Genomic DNA, 18,831 nt, shown 5'->3' with positions numbered 1-18,831 from the left:
CATTTTACAATTGTGTACGTCCCTCAAGAGCACGCAGAAGTGTAACTTCATCTATATATTCAAGGTCTCCACCGACAGGAACTCCGCTTGCAATTCTTGTAACCGTAATTCCGGTCGGCTTAATAAGCCTTGAAAGATACATTGCGGTTGTCTCGCCCTCAAGACTTGAATTGGTTGCAATAATAACTTCATTCACATCACCCTCAAGCCTTTTTATAAGCTCTTTAATCTTAATATCGGCAGGTCCGATTCCAAGCATCGGGCTTATTGCACCATGAAGCACATGATATACGCCATTATATTTGCCTGTCTTTTCATATGCTGCCATATCACGCGTATGTTCAACCACCATAATTGTTGAATGGTCACGTGCCTTATTGGCACATATCGGACAAATTTCTTCATCTGTAAGTGTAAAACACTCTTTGCAATATCTCACATTAGCTTTCGCACTTGTGATGGCATTAGTCAGTCCATCTACCTCTTCCTGTGGCATGTTAATAATGTGAAATGCCAGGCGCTGGGCACTTTTAGCTCCAACCCCTGGTAATCTGGACAACTGTTCAATTAATTTGTTAATGTGTCCGCTGTAAATATCCATTAGAAAAGGCCTCCGCCCAATCCTGAAAGACCTCCTGTAATCTTAGACATCTGTGCCTGTGATTCTTCTTCACACTTTCTTAAAGCTTCATTTGTTGCAGCCATAATTAAGTCTTCAAGCATTTCAACATCATCTGGATCAACTGCTTCAGGGTCAATCTTGACTTTTGTCACTTCACGCTTGCCGCTCACTGTAACTTCTACAACTCCGCCGCCTGCTGCCGCAGAGAATTCCTTTGCTTCAAGCTCAGCCTGCTGTGTCTCCATCTGACGCTGCATTCTCTGTGCCTGCTTCATTAAATTATTCATATTGCCCGGCATACCGCCCGGGAATCCGCCTCTTTTTGCCATTAGATGTATTCCTCCTTATCATCTACTTCTATATCCATATTAACAAGTTCTCTTATATCTGTAAATCTGTTTTGAAAATCCTCATCATCTGCCAGCTTTGTAATTATTATATTTACCTTTATGCCGGTTCTTTCCTCAATAACCTCAATTAGACGATTTACTTCCTCTTCTCTTGATATTGCATTATATGCCGATGTGGATTTTACCATTATCTCAAGACTTATGTCATCTTTTGCAAGCGTAACATGGCATTGTCTTAAAAACGCAACATACATCGGGTCATCAATAGTATTGATTATGCCGTTCCATGATGCTGCAATCTGTCTTACATCATCCGGAAGAGCCTCTATGACACGCTTTTCTACCGGTTTCTGTGATTGTATACCATCAGTTCCACTGATTGATGCACCTGCTGACGGAACTGGTGAACTAACTGCAAACGCACCGCTTTCAAGCTCCTTACATGTCTTTTCAAGATTATTTTCAAGAAGTGTGACACGCCCGGCAAGTTCTTCCACGCTGTCATTTTTTTCCATTGAAGGCTTGCACATCTTTATTATTGTAACTTCAAGTTTAATACGCTTCTGCGTTGAAAACTTTAACTCATTTGACAAATCAGACAACACTCTTATATACCGCATAAGCGTGCCCTCATCAATTTTTGATGAGTCTGACTTCAACTGTGCAAGGCTGTCTTCTGACACATCTATTATATCAGCAAGTTTCGATTCATCATCCGTAGTTTTTACGAGTAAAAGATTTCTTAAATACCATATGAAATCATTTACAAACTGACCAAGTTCCCTGCCCTGCATTATAAGCTGTTCTATAAGCTGCATGCATCCGGCAGCATCTGACGACATTATAAGTGCAAGCATATTTTCAAACACTGCCGTATCAACCGCTCCCAGAACTTCAAGCACATTTTCATACTTTAAATCCTGTCCCAGATAAAATGCTATACACTGGTCTATAAGGCTTAATGCATCACGCATTGAACCATCTGCAGCTTTTGCAATATATCGTATTGCACGTTCCTCAACATTGATATTCTCAGCTTTCATAAGCTCAGATAATCTGTCGGAAATAGTCTCTATGGAAATCCTGTGAAAATCATATCTTTGACATCTTGATAAGATTGTTATCGGTATTTTGTGTGCTTCCGTTGTTGCAAGTATAAATATAACGTATGACGGAGGCTCTTCAAGTGTTTTTAAAAGTGCATTAAACGCACCTATAGAGAGCATATGGACCTCATCTATTATATATACTTTATACTTACCCTCTGTCGGTGAATACTGTACTTCATCACGAATCTCACGGATATTGTCAACACCATTGTTAGATGCCGCATCTATCTCAATCACATTCATTGATGTTCCTGCCGCAATCGCCTTACATGCCGGACATTCACCGCACGGATTTCCGTCTATGGGATGCTCACAATTTACAGCCTTTGCAAATATCTTAGCTATCGTAGTCTTACCTGTTCCTCTCGTACCACAGAACAGATAAGCATGTCCAATCCTGTCTGATTTAATCTGATTACGTAACGTCGTGACTATATGGTCCTGACCTTTGACATCAGAAAAGGCGGTTGGTCTCCATTTTCTGTATAATGCCTGATATGACACCGGAAACCTCCTTACTAATACTTTTAAGTACACTGCTTATAAACATATTAAAACCGTGCGTCCGGCTTCGAACAATTGTCCACAGACGTTACCGGTACAGTTAGCTCGATCCAGGCACCCTTCCGGCACACAGAAGCTTTCGCTTAATGCTGCTTCATTCCTGACCTGACATGGTTCACGAATTTCTGTTGCGGAAGACCCAGATGTCATCACCACTTATACCGGGCTGCTCCATAAACTATTGCCCTCTGCCGAACATCACCCCTGCTATAGCGGATTGCAGGTACAAGGTGCCGCTACTACCCCGGCTGCACGGTAATTTTAATTATATCTGTAAACGTAACTCATGTCAAGGTTTATGAGGCTTGTAATATTTTTATTATTGGTGTAACATTATCTTAAATTTTGACAATTATTTCACTCAGACAAAGGGGACTGACATGAAACCAGGTAATATTCCTACAAATAATACTGATACATCAAAAGCTGATGAAAAATATATGAGTGCAGCTCTTGCACAGGCCGTCAAAGCATACAAAATAAAAGAAGTTCCAATAGGCTGCGTGATTGTCCATGACAACAAAATCATTGCACGTGGCTATAACCGCAGAAACACAGATAAGACCACTCTGGGCCATGCTGAAATAACTGCCATAAGACGTGCCAGCAAAGTTTTAGGCGACTGGCGTCTTGAGGAATGTACTATGTATGTAACTCTCGAACCATGCCAGATGTGTGCCGGTGCAATCGTACAGGCAAGAATTCCCCGCGTAGTCATTGGTTCCATGAATCCAAAGGCAGGATGTGCAGGCTCAATACTTAATATCCTTGAAATGCCTCAATTCAACCACATGTGCAGCGTTACACGCGGTGTTCTTGAAAATAAATGCAGCAGACTTTTAACTGATTTTTTTAAGGAATTACGCAATTCAAAAAAACGTGCGGAAACGGAGACTTTATGAAATTTGAATATCAACAGGACAGTCTTGTGTTAAAGGTATTAGACACAAGTCATACCGGAGAAGTTTTGGATTTTTACAAAAGAAATAAAGACTCATTTGAAAAATATGAGACAGACAAACCGTCTAATTTTTATACGTATACATTCATCTATAATCTGTTAAAGGCTGAATATAATGCATGTATACATGGAAAACATATCCGTTTTTTTCTGTACGACAACAGTGTTTCGGATAAAATTATCGGAAGCGTTTCATTTACTGACATAAAAAGCTCAATGAAAAGCTGCGTAATCGGATATAAAATCGACGAAAAATACCGTCGTATGGGCTACGGCAGACGTATGCTTACCATGGCACTTAAAATTATGGTTACAGAATATGGCATGCACAGGATTGAAGCATACATTCTTCCCGGTAATGACGCATCTGTAAATCTTGCCAGAACTATGGGATTTATAAGCGAAGGCAGTGCATACGCATATGCAAAAATCAACAAAGAATGGCGTGACCACCTCCGCTTTACTTATATATCGTAATTATCTCATCAAAATTCCTGATACCAGTATCCAAAATATGGATTTGAAAAATCACTTCTGTGACTCTTTTTGAAATTATCAAAACCAAACATTGATGCCATGAATCTGTCCCTGTTTGAATACATCCCCGGCACACCTATAAAGTACCGCGTGTGATTTTCATTTTCACGCACCCTGCCAAGCAGCAGATGCTTGTAATTGTAAAAGCCGTGTATCAGAAAGCTGTTGTTGACAATCACTTCATCTTCAACCGGGAGTTTCCTTAGTGTCTCCGGCGTTACTTCTATGCAGTCATAATAATAATCATCATCAAATACATTGACGCTGTCTTCCTGTTCAAACAATTTCTCAACCCCTTCAACATCAAGAATTTCCTGTATCTCAAAATTTTCTGTTTCTGTTGCCCGAAGAGGTTGCTGTGGCTGTGAATCTGTATTTTTTTGTTGTTCCACCGTGTTAATCACAGAGTCACCGACCTGTTCTATTTCTGCCTGCGGTGACTGCTCTGTTGTTTGCGGTGTGGCAGCCTCATCCCCTGCCTGTTTCATCTGTAAATTTTTATTATATCCTTTTGGCAGAAACTCGATATTATTCTCATTAATCTCGTCATCCTGCCACATGCTTGACATCATATAATATGTATCATTTTCTTTAGTTATTGCAATTCCACATATATCTGAAAATTCAAATCCCGAATTTTCGATATTCTCGGCATTAAACACGCCCATATACGAGCCAATTCCATTGTTGACAAGAATTCTTCCAACAACCAGAAGCCTGTATTTTGATTTATTTTCCTCTTTTTGCATTACAAAACTGACATTCATATATTCAGGTGTATCCGTATATACTCCTCTGAGATTTATTGCAAGTTCAAACTTCTGTCCCTGTACCTGTGCTTTTGCAAAGCCTGTATTTTTATCCCTCACTCCCCCTGCATAAGCATAAATATATGATATAAATCTTTTATACTCAATCATAAAATCCTTCCTTTCAACAAAACTGATACCTATTGCAAAGGTATGTCAAAGTCAGGATTATTATTACTAATTTATAACCGGATATTCGCACACATGTGCTCCAGAAAATCTATCAATTCACTTGCCGTCAATCCCAATAATCAAGTATAATTTAAAGAAAGGAAATACTGAATGTCCAGTACACCATACGATGATGTATTCCGTACACTTCTTACTGATTGTACGGAACTTATGATTCCGGTTGTCAATGAAATTTTTCATACCAATTATACCGGAAATGAAAAAATACGTCTGCTCCAGAACGAGCATTTTATACAGATGCCCGACGGCAGTAAGCAGGAGCGAATCACTGATTCCAGCTTTGAAATCATGAGTGACAACACATGCAATATAAAATGTACAAAGCGGTATCACATTGAATGTCAAAGTTTTGAGGATGGCAGCATGATTGTGCGTATGTTTGAATATGATACACAGATTGCACTTGAAAACAGGGAACTTACGCCCGATACTCTTACTGTAAGTTTCCCCGATTCTGCAATCATATCACTACGTCATACATCACACACTCCTGATGAGATGAATATCAATATCTTAACTCCCGGAGGAAATGTGTCATATAATGTTCCTGTTTTAAAAGTAAGACAGTATTCCGCCGATGAACTGTTTGAAAAACATCTGTTTTTTCTCATACCTTTTCATATTTTTGTATATGAAAAAGACTTTAATGAAATTGAACAAAATGATGAAAAATTAAAGAAATTAGAAGCTGAATACACATACATTACAAAGCATCTTAACGAGGCGAGCCACGCCGGTATTCTTTCAGAATACACAAAAGCAGCAATTCTTGAGATGTCCCGCAAGGTTGTAAAACACCTCGCCGCAAAATATAAAAAAATAAAAAAAGGAGTGAATCTTAATATGGGTGGTAAAGTTTTAAATTACAGAGACAAGGATATTTTAAACCGTGGACGTGCCGAAGGCTTCATTGAGGGCGAAGCAAGTGGACATGCCGAGGGCTTCATTGAGGGCGAAGAACAGACCAAAATTCAGATTGCAACAAAACTGCTCACCTGTGGAAATGATATTAAGTCAGTCGCTGATATTACGGAACTGCCTGAAGAAACCGTATCAAAACTGGCTGAAAAGATTTAACAAAGCAAGCCGGGGATTAAACTGTATCCATATAGGACAAATTTAATTCCCGGCACGCTTATATCATTACATCGCTACATCAACTTTATCTACAGCTACCTCTCTTTTTCTCCAGCTTACAAATCCGTACATATTATTAAAAAAGAGAACCTGTCCACAGCAGCCATTCCTTTTTTGTTAAATCTTTAATTGGATTGTTCATCATAATCTCCTTGAATTAATAAATTTTGTTTATGAATTCAATATTAACCGGGTCTAAAATCGGTATTAAACGATTATGCAAAATCATATTCCAATTCCTTTCTGTCACTTTACATATTAAAATTTTCTTAGATATTCTGTCATCATATCTATAACTTCGCTGCTTTCATCAAGAAATGGTTCAAAGACACTGAATGCATGTGTAAGATTTTTATTTTTTGGATAATCGATAAGTTCATGCTCCTTTTGTGCCGCAGCAAGTGCTTTTTCAAAATTAATTGTATATTTCCGCAGATGATCATTATGGCTTGTCACCAGCCATGCCGGTGCAAGTGAATTAACAAGTTCTTTATTTTCAGGATTTACATATTTGAAAAATGGTGTCTTTTTGTAATTTTTGCCATATAAAAACTTAGGAAGAAAAAGCCCAATCTTATCAAACTTTGTTGTGTAAAACATACCGCTGATAAGTCCGAGTGCACTAACATGCAAATCCGATGGTTTTACCCCTGCTGCCTTAGCAATTTTGTAGCTGTTCTGAATTGCATTAGCATATGTAATAAGGCATGCACCTCCACTGTCTCCGACCATGTATACATGTGACAAGTCACCACCGTCTGGCTTCACACGTTTCTTTATAAAATCCATAGCCGCAAATACATCCCTTAACTGATCAAATATCATGCAGTCAGGAACAAGCCTGTATTCTATACTGTATACAAGAAATCCTTTCTTGCAAAGCAAGGCACAAAAATATCTGTTAAACTCTTTATTGCCAAGAAGCAATCCACCGCCATGTACGTTAATTATAACTGGAAGCATGGTATCTTTAGCATTTTGTGGACGGAAAATATCCAGCCTGTGTGCTTTTTCATTATCATCTGCGTATGCTATATTTTCGGTAAAATCAACTCCGTCAGGAAATGTTAATTTTTCATCTCTTGTGACACATGATTTCTCAAAATCACTTCTTTGTTTATAAAATTGTTTTGTCATTACACTGTTCATTTTGTGCCTCTCGCATTTAATATATTAGATAATTTTGCAAATTGCTCAAGTGTAAGTGCCTCACCTCTCACTGTCGGCGAAAGATTACATTCCTCCAATGCCTCAATTAATTTTTCTTTTGTTATTCCTAACTCTGCACAACCACACACGCTGTTTGTCATGGTTTTTCTTCTCTGGTTAAAAGAAGCTCTTATTATACCAAACATTAATTTTTCATTATCAGCTTTTACCGGTGGTTCTTTATATCTTTCAAGTTTTATCACTGCAGAATCAACATTTGGACGCGGCATAAAACAACTTGCCGGAACTGTAAGAACTACCTGCGGTTTCGCATAATACTGCACCGCAAGCGACAGTGCCCCATAATCTTTTGTGCCGGGACCAACCTGCATTCTGTCGGCAACCTCTTTCTGAACCATAATAGTTATGCTGTCTAACGGAACTTTACTCTCAAATAGCCCCATGACAATAGGAGTTGTAATATAATATGGGAGATTCGCAACAACTTTTATCGGTTCTGAGTTGTTATGCTCTGCCGCAAGCTTAACAATATCAAGCTTTAACACATCTTCATTAATGACAGTAACATTGTTATAATAACTTAATGTATCATTTTCAAGAATCGGAATTAATTTCTTGTCAATCTCGACCGCAACAACTTCTCTTGCTTCCTCACACAGAATCTGTGTCATAGTTCCGATTCCCGGACCGATTTCAAGAACAAAATCGTCCTTCGTCACGCCTGCTTCACGCACAATCTTTCTCACTACATTTTCATCAATAAGAAAATTCTGCCCATATTTTTTTTGAAATGAAAATCCATATTTATCCAGTATTTCTATTGTGTTCGTTGGATTTCCAAGATGCTTTACATTTTCAAATGCCATACAATCTCCATTCTGTTTTAAAAAAATAACTTTTTCGCATTTTCATTGGTTATATCTATAACTTCCTGTGCCGTAATTCCTTTAATCTGTGCTATCTTTTCGGCAACATATCTTATATTTCTGCTGTCATTTCTCGTTCCGCGGTGTGGCTCAGGTGCCATATAAGGGCAGTCCGTTTCAAGAACGATTCTTGTCACCGGCACTTCTTCTACCGTCTCAACAAGCTTTCGTGCATTTTTAAAAGTCACGACACCGCCTACACCTATAAAAAATCCCATATCAAGAAATTCCTTTGCTGCTTCTTTTGTATAAGAATAACAATGTATCACTCCGCCGGCTTTGTCTGCTCTCTTATTTTTCATGCACTGTATCGTATCAGCACACGCTTCTCTTGAGTGGACAATTATAGGCTTATTAACATCAACTGCCGCTTCAATCTGCGTCTCAAACCACATTTTCTGGATTTCCTTCGGATTATCAAGATAATGATAATCAAGTCCGATTTCTCCAATTGCAACAACTTTTTCATTGTTTAAAGCCTGTTTTTTCAACCATTGTATATCGTGCATGGTAAGATTCCCTACGTCCTCAGGGTGAACTCCTACCGCCGCATACACTTTATCATATTTGTCTGCAAGTTCAAGTGATTTTTTACACCCGTCTAAACTTGCCCCGACATTTATTAAATACTCCAGTTCACCATCATCTGATAACATCTTACTGATAAGCTCATCTCTGTCATCATCAAATGCACTATCATCATAATGAGAATGTGTTTCAAATATTTTCACTGTTACTCTCCGTTAAATACTTTTTTATATCATAATACCGCAAAAGCATAAATTCGGCAAAATATTCTCTGCCTTAATATATTATAGATTAATTGGATATGTTAGTCAAAACGTAATTCATTTTCACGATTATTTTTTTGTTCTTTTAATTGAATTCCAACCATGACTTCAATATAATAAGTAATTATTAAAACATTTTGAACGGAGAAAGCTTATATGTTTAGAAAAATGAGAAGATTTAAACAGGAATTAAACGAAACCGAATGTAAGAAAATTCTTAAAAACGAAGTCCGCGGAGTCCTCTCCGTAATCGGCGATGACGGCTATCCTTACGGACTTCCTATTGATTATTGGTATGACGAAATCGAAAACCGCATTTATTTTCACGGTGCCAAAGAAGGACATAAACTTGATGCGATTAAAAAATGTAACAAAGTATCTTTTTGCACATACGACAAAGGATACAGAAAAGACGGCGAATGGCCTCTCTATATAAACAGTGTAATTGTTTTCGGAAAAATCAGCATTGTAAATGACAATGAAAAAATAATTGAAATTTGTAAAAATCTCTGCTATAAATTCACCGATGACGAAAATTATGTCGCCGATGAGCTTGAAAAAGCAGGAAACCGCGTATGCTGCCTCGAACTTATTCCCGAACACATCAGCGGCAAACTTGTCAAAGAAAGTTAATTAATATTACATATCTGCATTGCTGCTCCGTTTTCCATAACATGAAATCCATGCTTTTCATAAAAAGGAACGTTATTTTTGTCTTCAGGCATAAGTTCAAGATACATAAAATTCCTATATTTTTCTTTAATGTATTCCACCATTCTGCCTGCAATACCCCGTCCTTGATATTCCGGATGTACAAGTACATAATGAATCTGTGCGAGCATTTCCGAATCATCAAGGACGCGTATGAGACCGACAAGTCTCGCATCGTCCCACACAGTGAGCACAGTTTGGGAATTCATAAGTGCCTTATACAGTTTTTGCGGATATTCCACCCTCGGAGGTATTTCATCAAAAGACCGTCTGTTTACTATTCCGTCAGCAATTAATTCTTTCAATGTTGCCGCAAGAACCGCATCGGTTATATTATACATCTCTGTTCTTATTTCACTGTATCTCAAAGTCTTTTGTGTAGACAGAACACATATAATTCTTGATTTCCATTTCCCGCCAAATATCGTAAGTCCGTATTCAAGCGGGCACCTAATATCAGCATAAAGTTTCTTTTTGTATTTCGCCATAATTATATCACCTTCTCAAATTGTTCCACAGGTCATAAAGCTACATGAAATCATTCCCACATTTATCCGCAGCATAAAAATATCCGTCGGAATTTTTGTTTTTAAGCAAGAACTCCGACGGAATGTTTTATCTTATATTTCTTTTTTATTATCAGCACCCGGAGTTGTGACAATCACCTTTTCCGGCGTAATAATAACAGCACCTTTTGCGGTAGCTGCACCATTAAACATCTTTTCTACCATCGCTTTAAAAGTATCGACAATCTCATCTTCAGCAACATACTCTGCTGTTCATTTTATCTGATTTCACTGCCCTCAATAATATCCTTATCAACAGTCAGAACAGAAAGATTATTCTCATCATCTGCTGCCGCAAGAATCATTCCCTGGGACTCAACGCCGCAGAGCTTGCAAGGCTTTAAGTTCGTAATTACAGCAACTTTTTTTCCAACCATTTCTTCCGGCTTATAATATGCTGCAATTCCAGAAACAATCTGTCTTACCTCATCGCCGATGCGAATCTGTGAAACAAGAAGTTTCTTTGCTTTCTTTACAGGTTCACACTTAATTACTTCACCAACCTGAATCTGAATCTTGTCAAAATCATCAATTGTAATCTCAGGCTTTTTCTCAACCTTTGGATAATCCTTAATTCCGGCTGCCTTTTTTTGTGCTTCCTGAATCTTTTCAACTTCTTTCATAACTTCTTCAAGATCAAGCCGGGCAAATAATATTTCTGGTTTTTCAGTTACTTTTATATCATTTTCTCTTAAACCAAACTTGTCGAGGTCATCAAAATCTCTCTCTCCAGCCTTTGGATTTGCAGGATAAAGCTGTGCAAGAATACGCTCAGAAGTCTCAGGCATATAAGGTGTCAGAAGATTTGCTCCGACTGTAATGCTTTCAACAAGGTTATATAAAACTTCGCTGAGACGGTCTTTCTTTGTCTCATCTTTTGCAAGTGCCCAAGGCATTGTCTCATCAATATATTTATTGCATCTCTTAAAAAGAGTAAATATCTCCGTAATTGCGTCAGCAACATGAAGTGTCTTCATCTTATCTTCAACTCTTGCCTTTGTACCTGTCACAACAGCTTTAAGTTCTGCATCAAAATCAAGGCTTGCACCATTCTCATCTGTACCCGCACCTGTCGTGTCGGCACCTGTCTTTGCAACATTGCCGCCAAAATACTTATTTGACATGGCAATTGTTCTGTTTACAAGATTACCAAGCGTATTGGCAAGGTCTGAATTCATACGCTCAACCATAAGCTCCCATGAAATAACACCATCATTTTCAAAAGGCATTTCGTGAAGGACAAAATATCTTACAGCGTCAACGCCAAACATATCTACAAGGTCATCTGCATAAATAACATTGCCTTTTGACTTACTCATCTTACCATCGCCCTGCAAAAGCCATGGGTGTCCAAATACCTGCTTTGGAAGCGGTTCACCGAGTGCCATAAGGAATATCGGCCAGTAAATCGTATGGAATCTGATAATATCCTTTCCGATAAGATGAAGGTCTGCCGGCCAGAACTTCTTATACTGTTCGCTCGAGTTACCGTCTGCATCATAACCTATACCTGTAATATAGTTAGTAAGAGCATCAAGCCACACATAGACTACATGCTTATCATCAAAATCAACCGGGATACCCCATTTGAAAGATGTTCTTGATACACATAAATCCTGAAGTCCAGGAAGAAGGAAATTGTTCATCATCTCATTCTTTCTTGAAACAGGCTGAATAAATTCAGGATGTGTATTAATATGCTCGATAAGTCTGTCCGCATACTTGCTCATCCTGAAGAAATATGCCTCCTCCTTAGCCGGCTTAACTTCACGTCCACAGTCAGGACATTTACCATCTACAAGCTGTGACTCTGTCCAAAATGACTCACATGGTGTACAATACATTCCTTCATATGAACCCTTATAAATATCACCCTGGTCATAAAGCTTCTTAAAAATCTTCTGAACCTGTTTTTCATGATAATCATCTGTAGTACGAATGAACTTATCATATGATGTATTCATCAAATCCCATATTCTCTTAATCTCACCTGATACATTATCAACAAATTCTTTTGGTGTAATGCCGGCTTCTTCGGCTTTAAGCTCAATCTTCTGTCCATGTTCGTCAGTTCCTGTCTGGAAAAAAACATCATAGCCCTGCTGTCTTTTATATCTTGCAATGCTGTCCGCGAGAACTATCTCGTAAGTATTACCGATATGCGGTTTGCCTGAAGTATAGGCAATCGCTGTTGTCATATAAAATGGTCCTTTATTCTGTGGCATTGTCATAGCCTCCTAACTCTTTACTGTTTCAATCTAAAGATGAAATAAGCTTCATACACTTAAAACATCCGCCATTTAATTAAATATTGTAGCAAAACTGATTTAATATATCAAGAGCCGCATTTTGCGTGCAGTGATAAAATATAGTATAATAAGTTAAGTTTACAACAACAGATTTCAGGAGGGTTTATATTTGAAAATTACAAAAAAACGCTTTTTATTAATATTTACATCATTAATCCTGTCATTTTCACTTCTTGCCGGTTGTCATTCTGCAGACACTGTCCGTAATAACCAGCAAAACACTGTATATTCTGCCTCATCAGAAAATGAAAATTTCAGGGAATTTACCGATGCAATTTTTCGTGATAATGTCTCAGGAGATATTCTTTCCCTTCATACGATATTACAACATCCTGAAAACTACGGTATTACCAATTATGAAAAAACACTCGGCAGATATAATCTCGATAATCCAACGGACAGCTCAGATATATCTGACTGTCTGACGCAGCTTAATTCGTTTGACAAAAACAGTCTTTCAAAAAACCAGCAGATTACATATGAATTATTAAAAAAATATCTTGAAACAAAACTCGAATACTGCGATTTATTTCTGCTTGATACAGACTTATCGACAACAATAGGAATACAGGTTCAGCTTCCTATCATATTTGCGGAATATACATTCAATGAAGTAAAAGATATTGACGAATATCTTTGTGCTGTCGAAGATACGGACGAATTTTTTGAAAATCTTATCGAATATGAAAAAATGCGAAGCGAAAAGGGCTATTTTATGGAAACCTCCCTCGCAGAAGAAATCATTGAGCAGTGCAATACATTTATAGACAGTGCCGATGATGGTTATCTTATAACAACATTTGAAGAAAAGCTGAACAATTTACCGGAACTTGATGAAACGCAGAAATCTTCTTACCAAGAAAGAAACAAAGCTGCCGTAAATGAACATGTGATTAAAGGTTACCGTATTCTTGCAGACGGCATTGAACAGCTTAAAAATACAGGAAAATACAGCGGCGGTCTCTGCAACTATCCAAACGGACAGAAATACTACGAATACCTTGTAAATAACCAGATGGGCTGGTCCAAGACCATTGATGAATACGACGCTCTTCTTGATTCGTATATAAGCCGAAATATTGCCTCTATACAAGGGTTATACAGAAAAAATCTTGGACTTTCCGACCAGTTCAACACATTTCATTTTCAATATACACAGCCAATGGAAATCCTTTCAGATTTAAAAGAGAAAATAAAAACATCATTTCCTGAGGGAGCCGATGTCAATTATGAAGTAAAATATATCACAAAAGCATTACAGGATTATGCAAGCCCTGCAATGTATTTTACTCCTCAGATTGACAACAATGCTGTCAACTCAATATATATCAACCCCAAAAGCACCGGCTCTTCAGATATTTATACAACACTTGCACATGAAGGATTTCCGGGACACATGTATCAGATTACATATTTTGCAAACAAAAATTCTGATTTAATCAGACACATTATCCAGCCCGGCGGATATATTGAAGGCTGGGCCACTTACTGTGAAGCTCTTTCTTACCAATATGCCGACACAGATAATGCTCCGTTAAATACTCTTATGCAGCTTAATTATTCAACTATTATGCTAATCTATGGAAAAGTAGATATTGGTGTCAACTACTATGGCTGGTCAGAAGATGATGTATACAATTTTATAAGTTCATATGGATTTAATGACAAATCCGTTGCCACACAGATGTACTCGCAGATGCTCTCCGAACCTGCAAATTATTGCAAATATGTTCTTGGCTATGTGGGATTTATGGAATTAAAAGCTGCCGCCATGCAAAAACAAGGCAACAGCTTTAATCTTAAAGAATTTCATAAGTACATCCTCGATATGGGACCTGTACAATTTGACATATTGTTTGAAAATCTGCCTGAATAAAATATCTGCAGATTGGTTTTCCACATAAAAATATTTATTATGTTATCTTTTCCACAATCAGCAGAATCTTATTCCACAAGTTGGACCACAACATAAATTAAGGCATAAAAGCGTCATGCAATATCCACCCGGATTCATAGTAGTTCTGCCATATGACTGTCCTCTTCCTGCATACCATTGTCCACCGCTTTGAAGCTGTCTGTAAAGATTCTGATATGCTACATTATCAGGGTCTATCTCCACGGCATGCTTTGCATGCTCAAGTGCTGTTGCAGTGTTACCGGCTCCAGAATTTGCCTGTGCACTGTAATAGTACCATCTTCCGTCACGGTTATCTATTCCATTAAGGACATTAATTGCCTCCTGAAAAGCTCCGCTGTTAATATAATTTACAGCCGCTTTGAGATGCATTCCTGTCTCATCATCTCCCATATTATCTGTGCGGTTCTGACCTCCGCTATAAGAATATCCACCAAATCCAAACGGTCCAAATCCCCAGAATCCACCAAAATCTCCATATGGATTGCCATTCTGCTGATTATCTCCGTCATAGCCATAACCGCCACCTGATGAGCGTCCTGTCTGACCGTATCCGGAATAACCTCCATATCCGGAATATGAACTTCCGGATGAACTGTATCCCATCTCTTTTTCTTTCATTATCTGATTATAAGCCTGCTGGACTATCTTAAACATCTCTTCTGCTTTATCCTTATTCGGATTGTTAATATTAGCATCCGGATGATATTTACGGCTTAATGCCCTGTATGCTTTTTTTATCTCTTCGTCAGATGCATCCCTTGATACACCTAATACCTGATATGGATCACTCACTTATTTACTCCTGTATTAACATTAATTATTTTTCTTCTCATGCCTTAACTTTGCCGCATCAAAACGCGTCCAGACACCAGAATAGATTATGTTTCTTAAAATCTCAACATCATTAATAATAGGAAGACGTTCAAAATATCTTGCACATTCCGCCATTATACTATTAAGCAGATTTCCTACATAATTATCAAAATCCGGCTGTTTCATATATGGAATAAGCATATTATAATTCTTTTTTTCAACATCTTTTTCCAAATCGTCATATGCATCAAGTATATAAATATACTTGCCGAGAAAAAAGCCTAGCTTTGAAAGCGTCTCATGCCATTCATCGTCACGCCATGCTGTTATTGCCGCAAGCTGCTTACCAAAACAATATGAAACTCTGTCAATATCATTACATTTCTGTGCTTCAAGTTCAGATAAATCCTTTAGTGACGACTCTATTATACGTGCTTTGTTTTCGTATTTCTTCCTTATTATATTAACTTTGGAATTATAGCTGTCTGCAAGAATCTTTCTCGTAACTTTATGTTCATCATTCCAGTCATCCATACATTTATAATACATCATAAGTATATTCATATCCGCAACATAATCTGTAACTTCATTAATGCGGTATTCATGCTTTGCAACCGGATGGACCAAACACTTTTCCTTTCCATATTCAGTCTTTGGTTCGTATAAACCACTTAACAGCATTATTAAAAAAGTCATATCATAACTGAGTGATATTCTACCGGTAAATCCGTATTCCTTTCCAAGTACCTTGCATAATCCGCAATAGTACGACCTGTAAACATCAAATTCACGAAACTTCAACTCAGGCTTATTAACAACCACATATCCGTACAAAGACCTCTTCCTCCTGCAAACAACAAGCCGGACATTCGGTAAATGAACTACAACATTCATCCGCCGGCTATCCGACTTGCTGTTATCATATAACAACTTACTTTTACAGTCAATTACAGCAAAAGATTTATTATAAAATGTTTATAATTATAGAATTATTCTAAATTAATTACTCATCAGGACTTGTCCCGAACTTATAAAGCTGACTGTAGTAATCAAGTTCTTCTTCTAGTCCTGTTCCATGTGTCAAAAGCCCTGTGCAATCATTTGAGGACACTGCATCTGCCATATCAAGATAATCTTCATCGTCATAATAACTGTCATCACCATAAGCCTCGTCATTTCCAAGCATTTTACGGCTAATCAGATAATCCTCATCATCATAATAACTGTCATTTTTCTCCGAATTTCTGCGTGGATACATAATCTCTGCCTCCTTTCACTATCAAGATAGTGTTAGTGTTCCCAGAGTAAATTTTATAATTCATATATCATATTTACTACTGCAAGCCAAACTGCTCACCTGTGGAAATGATATTAAATCGGTCGCTGATATTACGGAACTGCCTGAAGAAACCGTAGCAAAACTAGCTGAAAAGATTTAACAAAGAGAGCCGGGAATTAAACTGCGTCCATATAGAACAAATTTAACTCCCGGCTCTCTACATTTTTATTTTTCAAATATTCTCAACGCAAAAAATAAAAGCCCCACAACCTGGCTCCAACGACCAAATCATAAGACTTTCGTAAGTGCGCCGCCAGGGGTTCGAACCCTGGACACCCTGATTAAGAGTCAGGTGCTCTACCAACTGAGCTAGCGGCGCATATTAGATTTCTTCTGGCTTCCAGAAGTTTTTCATTTTGCTCTCTCGAACACAATGGTTATTATATATGAATGATTTAATAAATGCAAGCGTTTTTTTGTTTTTATTTAAGAACAATTCATTTTTTTTACTTTTTCTTAATTCTTTTTTCTATTATTTACTATTGCTAAACTTTTAAAATTAATATATAATATTAATATATAACCTATATGACACACTGACTTTGTAATTTATTTATTGGAATTGGAGGATTATATGCTGCATAAAAAGTCTCAGGATAAAACTTCTGAACATGATAAATTAACTAATGATGCTAACAGTGATGATGCTGTTGACGAAGCCGTACATTATAATAAAAGTAATGATGATAACGACAGTGCAGACAACGACAATAATAATCATCGTTTTTTCATACCGAACAGTAAATATTCAACGATTGTAATATATGCACTATTATTTGTTGTAGGTACTATCCTTATATATAAGTTTATAGGAACCTTTAACCAGACCATGCATCTTATAGGTTCAATTCTTAATCTTATTTCGCCTTTTATTGCGGGTGCATTTATTGCTTTTATACTCTTCCCTCTTGTTAAGCTTTTATTCCGGAAGCTTTTTAAGGGTGTACTTAACATGAAGTCCGATAAAGCTGCGAAGTACCTTTCAATAACAACTGCATATATAATTGCAATTGGAGCTATTACAATACTTCTTGTTTTTGTTATACCACAGATTTACGAAAGCATAACTGAAATTACAGAACAGCTTCCTGTATGGTATAATTCTGCACTTGAATTTGTTGGCAATTTTGAAAACAATCACCAGAATCTCGGTGAATATGTTGATTTCAATATGATAAATGAAAGAATAGAAACCGCACTCCCTAATATTTTTAATTATCTTACCGGAATCATGTCAAATCTTATTCCTGTGATTTTTTCAACCGGTATGGCTATTGTTAAAGGCATTATAAGTTTTATCATATCAATTATGGTATCTGTTTATATGATATCTGACCACAAGAATCTCTTTTATCAGGGAAAAAGACTTATATATGCAATTCTGCCTTACAAACCTGCCAACACTTTAAGAAATGTACTACGCGAAAGTGGACGTATTTTTACAAGCTTTATATTTGGAAAGGCACTTGATTCACTTATCATAGGTATTATATGCTTTATTGCAATGGTTATATTCCGATTCCCATATGCGGTTCTTATCAGTGTAGTTGTAGGTATTACTAATATGATTCCATACTTTGGACCATATATCGGAGGTGCTGTCGGATTTCTTTTTATACTTATTGTAAGTCCGTTCAAAGCATTGCTTTTTGCACTGCTTATACTTGTAATACAGCAATTTGATGGTCTTTACCTTGGACCTAAGATTCTTGGAGATAAAACGGGGCTCAAGCCGCTATGGGTTATATTTTCAATTACAGTTGGTGGCAGCCTTTTCGGTGTTCTTGGAATGTTCCTCGGAGTTCCTTGTGTTGCTGTACTCGGATATATACTCAATCAGGTTGTTACACATTTCCTTGGGAAAAAGAATATTACAGTTACCCCTTATGATTCCCATGACCGCATATAGCTTTTGATATTTCATCCCAATTTCTTCTGATTTTTACAAGACGTCGATTAATTTTTTTGCGGCAGAATAATGAATATGACAGATTTTGAAGTGATTTT

18 protein-coding genes, 1 tRNA gene and 1 other RNA gene are annotated in these 18,831 nt (G+C 37.3%); 6 read left to right on the top strand and 14 right to left on the bottom strand.

Translation table 11 applies throughout. The annotated features are described in order from the left end of the window. Positions 1–4: 4 nt before the first annotated feature. The 4 genes from recR to ffs all read right to left on the bottom strand — a co-directional run bounded on the left by recR (position 5) and on the right by ffs (position 2,901). Positions 5–601, bottom strand: coding sequence for a recombination mediator RecR (gene recR, locus WMO38_RS10565; protein WP_021865567.1), 597 nt, complete (start codon positions 599–601; stop codon positions 5–7). Beyond that, a complete protein-coding gene (locus WMO38_RS10560) occupies positions 601–951 on the bottom strand; it encodes a YbaB/EbfC family nucleoid-associated protein (RefSeq protein ID WP_349162616.1) in 351 nt (116 codons plus the stop codon). Before WMO38_RS10560 ends, recR begins: the two co-directional genes overlap by 1 nt. Beyond that, complete coding sequence (gene dnaX / locus WMO38_RS10555; protein ID WP_349162615.1) at positions 951–2,585, bottom strand: DNA polymerase III subunit gamma/tau; 1,635 nt, start codon at positions 2,583–2,585, stop codon at positions 951–953. Before dnaX ends, WMO38_RS10560 begins: the two co-directional genes overlap by 1 nt. A 53-nt stretch (positions 2,586–2,638) precedes the next feature. Continuing rightward, positions 2,639–2,901: signal recognition particle sRNA large type (ffs, locus tag WMO38_RS10550), an RNA gene on the bottom strand. Between the two features lie 124 nt (positions 2,902–3,025). Between ffs and tadA the strand changes: the two genes are divergently transcribed. Further along, positions 3,026–3,547 (top strand): tRNA adenosine(34) deaminase TadA, encoded by a 522-nt coding sequence (tadA, locus tag WMO38_RS10545; protein ID WP_349162613.1) that lies wholly within the window; start codon positions 3,026–3,028, stop codon positions 3,545–3,547. Continuing rightward, the gene (locus WMO38_RS10540; RefSeq protein WP_186837375.1) at positions 3,544–4,083 is read left to right on the top strand and encodes a GNAT family N-acetyltransferase; all 540 of its coding nucleotides are present in this window, start codon (positions 3,544–3,546) and stop codon (positions 4,081–4,083) included. The genes tadA and WMO38_RS10540 overlap by 4 nt, the downstream gene beginning before the upstream one ends. Before the next feature lie 8 nt (positions 4,084–4,091). Here WMO38_RS10540 and WMO38_RS10535 read toward each other — a convergent pair whose 3' ends face one another. Next, positions 4,092–5,063, bottom strand: a complete 972-nt coding sequence (locus tag WMO38_RS10535) for a DUF6128 domain-containing protein (protein ID WP_349162611.1) — start codon at positions 5,061–5,063, stop codon at positions 4,092–4,094. Positions 5,064–5,234: 171 nt separating this feature from the next. On the opposite strand from WMO38_RS10535, the gene WMO38_RS10530 reads away from it, so the two are divergent. Beyond that, the gene (locus tag WMO38_RS10530; protein ID WP_349162610.1) at positions 5,235–6,221 is read left to right on the top strand and encodes an RpnC/YadD family protein; all 987 of its coding nucleotides are present in this window, start codon (positions 5,235–5,237) and stop codon (positions 6,219–6,221) included. Positions 6,222–6,539: 318 nt separating this feature from the next. Here WMO38_RS10530 and WMO38_RS10525 read toward each other — a convergent pair whose 3' ends face one another. Genes WMO38_RS10525 through WMO38_RS10515 form a run of 3 tightly spaced genes read right to left on the bottom strand, consistent with a single transcriptional unit; the run spans position 6,540 to position 9,108 of the window. Next, entirely contained in the window at positions 6,540–7,430 is an 891-nt protein-coding gene (locus tag WMO38_RS10525) for an alpha/beta hydrolase (RefSeq protein ID WP_349162608.1), read from the bottom strand. Further along, positions 7,427–8,317 carry a 16S rRNA (adenine(1518)-N(6)/adenine(1519)-N(6))-dimethyltransferase RsmA gene (gene rsmA, locus WMO38_RS10520; RefSeq protein WP_021865581.1) on the bottom strand — a complete coding sequence of 297 codons (891 nt, stop codon included), beginning with the start codon at positions 8,315–8,317 and terminating at the stop codon, positions 7,427–7,429. The genes WMO38_RS10525 and rsmA overlap by 4 nt, the downstream gene beginning before the upstream one ends. A 17-nt stretch (positions 8,318–8,334) precedes the next feature. After that, entirely contained in the window at positions 8,335–9,108 is a 774-nt protein-coding gene (locus WMO38_RS10515) for a TatD family hydrolase (protein ID WP_349162606.1), read from the bottom strand. Between the two features lie 216 nt (positions 9,109–9,324). On the opposite strand from WMO38_RS10515, the gene WMO38_RS10510 reads away from it, so the two are divergent. Next, positions 9,325–9,801 (top strand): pyridoxamine 5'-phosphate oxidase family protein, encoded by a 477-nt coding sequence (locus WMO38_RS10510; RefSeq protein WP_021865583.1) that lies wholly within the window; start codon positions 9,325–9,327, stop codon positions 9,799–9,801. Here WMO38_RS10510 and WMO38_RS10505 read toward each other — a convergent pair. Both WMO38_RS10505 and metG read right to left on the bottom strand, forming a co-directional pair. Next, positions 9,798–10,367: a GNAT family N-acetyltransferase gene (locus WMO38_RS10505; protein WP_349162604.1), complete on the bottom strand. Its 570-nt coding sequence runs from the start codon at positions 10,365–10,367 to the stop codon at positions 9,798–9,800. The two genes, WMO38_RS10510 and WMO38_RS10505, sit on opposite strands and share 4 nt — an antisense overlap. A 296-nt stretch (positions 10,368–10,663) precedes the next feature. Then, entirely contained in the window at positions 10,664–12,670 is a 2,007-nt protein-coding gene (gene metG, locus WMO38_RS10500) for a methionine--tRNA ligase (protein ID WP_349162603.1), read from the bottom strand. 193 nt (positions 12,671–12,863) lie between these two features. On the opposite strand from metG, the gene WMO38_RS10495 reads away from it, so the two are divergent. Further along, the gene (locus WMO38_RS10495) at positions 12,864–14,630 is read left to right on the top strand and encodes a DUF885 domain-containing protein (RefSeq protein ID WP_349162602.1); all 1,767 of its coding nucleotides are present in this window, start codon (positions 12,864–12,866) and stop codon (positions 14,628–14,630) included. 57 nt (positions 14,631–14,687) lie between these two features. On the opposite strand, the gene WMO38_RS10490 is transcribed toward WMO38_RS10495, so the two are convergent. The 4 genes from WMO38_RS10490 to WMO38_RS10475 all read right to left on the bottom strand — a co-directional run bounded on the left by WMO38_RS10490 (position 14,688) and on the right by WMO38_RS10475 (position 17,143). Then, positions 14,688–15,464, bottom strand: coding sequence for a J domain-containing protein (locus WMO38_RS10490; protein WP_349162600.1), 777 nt, complete (start codon positions 15,462–15,464; stop codon positions 14,688–14,690). A gap of 21 nt (positions 15,465–15,485) precedes the next feature. Beyond that, complete coding sequence (locus tag WMO38_RS10485; protein WP_349162598.1) at positions 15,486–16,319, bottom strand: DUF5685 family protein; 834 nt, start codon at positions 16,317–16,319, stop codon at positions 15,486–15,488. A gap of 169 nt (positions 16,320–16,488) precedes the next feature. Next, entirely contained in the window at positions 16,489–16,743 is a 255-nt protein-coding gene (locus WMO38_RS10480) for a hypothetical protein (RefSeq protein ID WP_021865589.1), read from the bottom strand. Between the two features lie 327 nt (positions 16,744–17,070). After that, positions 17,071–17,143: transfer RNA gene (locus WMO38_RS10475), tRNA-Lys, on the bottom strand. A gap of 255 nt (positions 17,144–17,398) precedes the next feature. On the opposite strand from WMO38_RS10475, the gene WMO38_RS10470 reads away from it, so the two are divergent. After that, entirely contained in the window at positions 17,399–18,733 is a 1,335-nt protein-coding gene (locus WMO38_RS10470) for an AI-2E family transporter (RefSeq protein WP_349162596.1), read from the top strand. Positions 18,734–18,831 lie beyond the last annotated feature (98 nt).

It is taken from the genome of Lachnospira hominis (ex Hitch et al. 2025), from assembly GCF_040096395.1.
Lineage (GTDB): Bacteria > Bacillota > Clostridia > Lachnospirales > Lachnospiraceae > Lachnospira > Lachnospira hominis.
This window is presented reverse-complemented; position numbering and strand designations above follow the sequence as displayed.